6 protein-coding genes are annotated in these 6,000 nt (G+C 39.1%); 2 read left to right on the top strand and 4 right to left on the bottom strand.

All coding sequences use genetic code 11. The features are described 5' to 3' along the window. Window positions 1-1,614, top strand: a 1,614-nt coding sequence (locus BLS32_RS10380; RefSeq protein WP_175453161.1) for a T9SS type A sorting domain-containing protein, incomplete at its 5' end; no start/stop codon positions are given. Window positions 1,615-1,692: 78 nt separating this feature from the next. On the opposite strand, the gene BLS32_RS10375 is transcribed toward BLS32_RS10380, so the two are convergent. Beyond that, the gene (locus BLS32_RS10375) at window positions 1,693-2,304 is read right to left on the bottom strand and encodes an FMN-dependent NADH-azoreductase (RefSeq protein ID WP_091395158.1); all 612 of its coding nucleotides are present in this window, start codon (window positions 2,302-2,304) and stop codon (window positions 1,693-1,695) included. A 109-nt stretch (window positions 2,305-2,413) separates the two neighbouring features. Here BLS32_RS10375 and BLS32_RS10370 point away from each other — a divergent pair, with 109 nt between their 5' ends. Beyond that, window positions 2,414-2,776: a winged helix-turn-helix transcriptional regulator gene (locus BLS32_RS10370; RefSeq protein ID WP_091395155.1), complete on the top strand. Its 363-nt coding sequence runs from the start codon at window positions 2,414-2,416 to the stop codon at window positions 2,774-2,776. A gap of 53 nt (window positions 2,777-2,829) precedes the next feature. Here BLS32_RS10370 and BLS32_RS10365 read toward each other — a convergent pair whose 3' ends face one another. From BLS32_RS10365 to BLS32_RS10355, 3 genes are all read right to left on the bottom strand, one after another. Further along, entirely contained in the window at window positions 2,830-3,888 is a 1,059-nt protein-coding gene (locus BLS32_RS10365) for a serine hydrolase domain-containing protein (RefSeq protein ID WP_091395152.1), read from the bottom strand. Between the two features lie 151 nt (window positions 3,889-4,039). Then, window positions 4,040-5,173, bottom strand: a complete 1,134-nt coding sequence (locus BLS32_RS10360) for a helix-turn-helix domain-containing protein (protein WP_170227631.1) — start codon at window positions 5,171-5,173, stop codon at window positions 4,040-4,042. 198 nt (window positions 5,174-5,371) lie between these two features. Further along, window positions 5,372-5,923, bottom strand: coding sequence for a dihydrofolate reductase family protein (locus BLS32_RS10355; protein WP_091396087.1), 552 nt, complete (start codon window positions 5,921-5,923; stop codon window positions 5,372-5,374). Window positions 5,924-6,000 lie beyond the last annotated feature (77 nt).

Genomic DNA, 6,000 nt, shown 5'->3' with positions numbered 1-6,000 from the left:
TCCGGATGCACAAACACGGCAACGCTGAACCTGACAATTAATAACAGTACAACATCCAGTGTTGCTGAAACGGCTTGTGACAGTTATACCTGGGCCGAAAACGCAACGACTTACACAACAAGCGGAACGTATACCCATGTTAACACTAACGCTTCGGGATGCACAAACACCGCTACCTTGAACCTGACAATTAATAACAGTACGACATCAATTGTTACTGAAACGGCTTGTGACAGTTACACCTGGGCGGATAATGGAACGACTTACACTACTAGTGGAACGTACACCAATATTACAACCAACGTTTCAGGATGTACGAACACGGCAACCCTGAACTTGACAATTAATAACAGTACGACATCCAGTGTTACTGAAACGGCTTGTGACAGTTACACCTGGGCGGATAATGGAACGACTTACACAACAAGCGGTATGTATACCAATGTTACTACTAACGCTTCCGGATGCACAAACACAGCAACGTTGAACCTGACAATTAATAACAGTACGACAACTAGTGTTACTGAAACGGCTTGTGACAGTTATACCTGGGCTGACAATGCAACGACTTACACAACGGGCGGAACGTATACCCATGTTACCACTAACGCTTCCGGTTGTACGAACACAGCAACGCTGAACCTGACAATTAATAACAGTACGACAACTAGTGTTACTGAAACGGCTTGTGACAGTTATACCTGGGCTGACAATGCAACGACTTACACAACGGGCGGAACGTATACCCATGTTACCACTAACGCTTCCGGTTGTACGAACACAGCAACGCTGAACCTGACAATTAATAACAGTACGACAACTAGTGTTACTGAAACGGCTTGTGACAGTTATACCTGGGCTGACAACGGAACAACTTACACAACGAGCGGAACGTATACCTATGTTACCAACAACGTTTCAGGATGCACGAACACAGCAACGTTGAACCTGACAATTAATAACCGTACGACATCAAGCGTTACTGAGACGGCTTGCAACAGTTATACCTGGGCTGACAACGGAACGACTTACACAACGAGTGGAACATACACCAATGTCACTACAAATGCTGCAGGATGTACAAATACAGCGGTATTAAATTTAACTATAAATCAATCGGAATCTCCAGTTGGGGAATCGTCCCAGATAATAACCGGTGCTATTTCCGGCGATCCGACAATCTCTGATATTGTGATCAGTCCGTCAACTGTTGTCTGGTATGCTTCTGAACCGAATGCAATATCGCAGACCAATCCGCTCGACAGCACTACGACTTTAGCGAACGGCACTACCTATTATGCAGTCAATACGACCAGCCAGGGCTGTAGCAGTGCTCCATTTCCGGTAACGGTTTCAGTTGCATTGGCTACAAACTCTTTTGATGATGTACCATTTAGCTTTTATCCAAATCCAACTTCAAACGTGGTGTTCATCAAATATGGCCGTACAATAAATACGATAAGTGTAAATAATGTATTGGGTCAGGAAGTAGCTGTCAAGTCGATAAATGCAAAAGATGGCGTTGTAGAATTTTCAAATTTACCGTCAGGAAGTTACTATGTCAAGGTAACCAGTGGTGGTTCAGTGAAAACGATAAAAATCATAAAAAGGTAAAAACAATTGCTTTGATATTAAAAATCCCAAATTCTGATGAGAGTTTGGGATTTTTTTTATGATACGGTTTATCGGTTGTTAATCAATAACAATACTATTGATTCCGTTTTGCAATGCCGTATCCTGCAGTACAGGAACATGAACACCTTCCGCCCTGAATACCGTAACGTCGGCCATACCCAGGAAGCCTAGAAAATTCCTTAGGTAAGGGGCCACAAAATCATTGGCTTCACCTTGTGCATCAGTGTAAACGCCACCAGAACTCATGGCAACATACACTTTTTTGCCCGATACCAAGCCCATAGGAAGGCCATCCGTACCATACCCAAATGTTACGCCTCTCCTGGTAATGTGGTCTATCCATGTCTTCAGCGAGGTATGGATGGTGCGGTTGATCAGGGGTGCGCCAATGACCAGGATGTCTGATTCGAACAATTGCTTCACCAATTTGTCGGACAAACCAAGCAGCGCCCTCGCTTCATCTGTTTGATGTTCCGCTGGCGTAAACATGGCTTGTAAGGTTTCGGGCGTGAGGTGTGGCATGTGCATTTCGACCAGATCCAGTTGCTCAGTTGTACTGTTCGGATATTTTTCCATAATTTTCGTGACAATGGCATTTCCCAGCTTTTTACTGTACGATTGATCACCCATCATGCTTGAGTTTATCTGTAATATTCTTTTTGGGCTCATTTTATTTTTTTTAAAATTATAGCACAAAACTAGGCATTATGACTATCGAATAGTGAGTGATTTCCTAAAGGAAAGCGGTTACATTTTGGAAAGTGGTTACCTTTGCAACATGACAGAAACAAAAGAAACAGCACCAATTTCTAAAGCGGAATGCTCAGGCAATTTGAGGAACGTGATCGATGCCTTGTATGTGTTGAACGGAAAATGGAAATTGCCCATCGTACTCAGCCTGGTACAGGCACCCAAGCGTTTTAATGAAATCATGAAGGACGTAGCAGGCATCTCGCCCAAAATTTTAGCCCAGGAACTCAAACATTTGGAACAAAACGAACTGGTTGTCAGGAAGGTTTTTGCCACCACACCTGTAAGCATTATTTATGAAGCATCGCCATATAGCGAAACCTTAAAAGATGTTTTAAGAACGTTGAGTGAATGGGGTGCAGGCCATAGAAAGAAGATTACCGGGCACTGAAATATACACTTTCACGATTGCAGTCCTGGTCGTATTTCCCTGCCTGGCTTTAATTATTGCAGTACGGTGTCATAAATTACATTCAGTAAATTTTGTCTCATTTTCGAGTTTCTTTGGTTTAGCAGTATAATGATACCCCAATTTTGAGCCCTGTTGTAACATAAAATCGAGGACTGACCCATAGAATCTCCAGATTTTTGATAAAGTGTATTTTTATCATCTGTTACGATGTTTGTTGCCAATCCCATTTCCCTCTTTTCGTCCTTATAGTAGATTTTTTCGGTAATTAGCGCAGCTTTACCTACCGGAGTCTGTACATTCAATACCGCTTTTAAATAGGCAATCATATCGGAAGCATTGGATTTTATTAATCCAGCCGGTGCGGTAATATTCCATTCAAAAAATTCCTGCATGCCACCATCGGGATTGTAACCCGTCGTCCTGTCTTCTACCTTAAAATCTTTGGTTAATGTATGTGTCATTTGTAACGGCTGTAGTATTTTTTCACGAAGTACTGCCTCATAACTCTTGCCATACACCTTTTCTAAAATTTGTCCGAGCAAGGTAATGCCGATTGTAGAATAACGATATTGACCGTAATCTTTTAATGCTGTACAATCATTGATCATATCGGACAATGTTTTTTCAGTTACATTACTTATAGGTTGTTGCGGATTTAACGCTATTAGCTTTCCGAAATCGATATCCGGTAAACCTGATTGGTGAGATGCCAGGTCTGATATTTTTATTTTGTTTTTAAGTTCTTTTTGTAATACAAAAATTGCAGGAAGGTAGTTATCGATGTAATCATCCAACTTTAATCGATGTTCGATAGCGGCCTGTGCGATTAAATTTGTAGTTATAATTTTGGTGATAGAAGCAATTTCAAATATGGAATTTTTATTGATTTCAATTTGGCTTTCTTTGCTCAACTTGCCATATGCGGTATAGAATCCTTCATTGTTTTTGATAAAACCAACGCTAATCCCTACGTCTGGATTTTTTTTATAATTATCGTGTATCAGGGAATCTATCTTTTTGAAGACGTCTTGTCCAAAAGAAAAGTGGCTCACTAATAATAAAGTCGCTAAGAATTGTAAGTAAGATTTCATGGTATCGTTTTTAGGTTATGAATTTATTTCGATACAAAGATGTGGATGAAATCAAGGCTGGGCGACCGAATATAAGTATTCGAACGCATTTGTGTCAAAAAATAAGTACGAGTAATGTAAGAACAGGTACGGGTAATTGCAAAGCATTGTTTTATAAGCTTTTGCGGTAACCAGTTGGTGTGATGCCAGTGTGTTTTTTAAAAGCCGTATTAAAAGAAGATTTTGAATTAAACCCTACTTCGTACAGAATTTCTAAAACAGTTACTTTGCTTTTTGTAACATCTTTTAAAATAGCCTTGGCATTTTCTATCCGATGGCTATTGACGAAATCATAAAAATGCTGGTCTAATTTATGATTTATTAAAAGCGATAAATCGCGAACAGGAATTTGAATAGCGGCAGCAATATCCTGTATGGTTAACGAAGGATTCAAAAATGGCTTTTCTTCAATCATATACTGTTGCAATTTCAATATATCTTCATTGTACGCCTTTTCATTTTCAGCTAATGAGTCGTTTTTCTCTTCGGAAATTATATATTCCACAAGTTTTAATTTTGAATCAATACTTCTAAACAGGCCTGGATTATTTAACGCCTTGTATAAATACCAAAAAATGATGACCAGTTCGAATAAGAAAAGTCCCATTTTGACCCATTCGGAAATGTTACGGTAATCAGTAAATTTAAAGATGTTTTTTATTAGCGCAATGAAATAAAAGATTGATAGTGCCAACGTAAACTGAAATAACCAATGAAGCGATTCCACACTTGCCCCGGCATAATTTTCAAGATATATTTTTTTTGCTTTTCTTAATAGCATAAAAGCCGCAATGAGGTACAAAACAATTTGAATGTGTACTAAAATATGATTGAACTGTATTTCCGGCATGCTGGTACTTTTTTCAAGAAAACTAATTTTAGAAGCGAGGTTCACAGCATAAAAGCGGGGTACAAAAACCAGGTTTACAACAAAAAACGGAATACTGTGGATTAAATATTTTGGTTTTAGCTTGAAATCAGAATAGCAGACAGATAAAACATACAGATAAAAAGTGGGAAGTTGTAAGAAAACAAAAGAGCTGATAAAAATCCTTGTATTCAAAGGAATTTCAAATACATCGCCTAGATTGATGCTGATATCAATTGCAGTTAAAACCAGAAAAAAAGCAAACAGGCGATTGCTTACTTTATGCGCTGTTTTTACTGTGGTCAAAAACAACGCTAGAAATAATGAAATGAACATTGTTATTACAGTTATCGTAACCAATAAATTAATTTTATCCATTAATCATTTTTAATTTTTAGTCAGTTTATTTGAGGACAAGCGGGTTTTCTGGCTATGCAGCTCATGTTTACCGCTTCGTGCAGTCGCGGATCAAAGCGACTGGGTTCGCTCTGCCAAGATAAAACTTTCTTCGTGAAAATGAAACGTCATTTACCGAACGCCACGATTGTGGTTTCAGACGGTTGGAGGTCGTCATTTTTATTCGACTGCAGGTTGGTAATAAAGAATAATCGAACCACCCGTGAATATTTTGGTTTTTATCAATTTCAGGATGACGCTTTGATTTAAATTTTCAAACAAAGTTGATCCGTTTCCCTGGATGACGGGATACACACAGATCTGATATTCATCAATCAGGTTAAGTTCGGTAAGTTGCATGATCAGGCTGCGGCTACCAATAAGAATATCTTTTCCAGTGTTCTTTTTGAGTGCTAAGACTGTTTCTTTCAGATCAATATTGGCCAATGTCGCAGTGTTCCAGTCAAGATTTTTGAGGCTATTTGAAAACACAATTTTTGGAATTTTATCGATTGCAGCAGCAAATTCATTCATCGCCTTTTCAGCAGAAGGCTTTTCTAAAAATGTTTTCCAGAATTCCATCAACTGATACGTAGTGCTGCCATAAAGGATCACTCCTGATTGATTCAGTAACTCCGTGTAATGGTGGTGTATTTCTGTATCAGGTATTCCCGCTGTATGATCAAAAACACCATCAAGCGTCATATTGATTGCGGCAATTACTTTTCTCATGTTCTGGTTTTTATAGTCTTTTATTCGGCTCGCGCTTAAAACAACCGCCACTCGGCCAACCAAATTCGGCGGGGAGC

It is taken from the genome of Flavobacterium noncentrifugens (assembly GCF_900100375.1).
Classification (GTDB): domain Bacteria; phylum Bacteroidota; class Bacteroidia; order Flavobacteriales; family Flavobacteriaceae; genus Flavobacterium; species Flavobacterium noncentrifugens.
Note: the sequence above shows the minus strand (reverse complement) of the source record. Positions and strands in the feature narration are given on the sequence as shown.

Excerpts from the sequence above, each read along its gene's own strand:
- BLS32_RS10365 (WP_091395152.1), bottom strand. The coding sequence starts at position 3,888 with ATGAAATCTTACTTACAATTCTTAGCGACTTTATTATTAGTGAGCCAC.
- BLS32_RS10360 (WP_170227631.1), bottom strand. The coding sequence starts at position 5,173 with ATGGATAAAATTAATTTATTGGTTACGATAACTGTAATAACAATGTTC.
- BLS32_RS10355 (WP_091396087.1), bottom strand. The coding sequence starts at position 5,923 with ATGAGAAAAGTAATTGCCGCAATCAATATGACGCTTGATGGTGTTTTT.
- BLS32_RS10370 (WP_091395155.1), top strand. The coding sequence starts at position 2,414 with ATGACAGAAACAAAAGAAACAGCACCAATTTCTAAAGCGGAATGCTCA.
- BLS32_RS10375 (WP_091395158.1), bottom strand. The coding sequence starts at position 2,304 with ATGAGCCCAAAAAGAATATTACAGATAAACTCAAGCATGATGGGTGAT.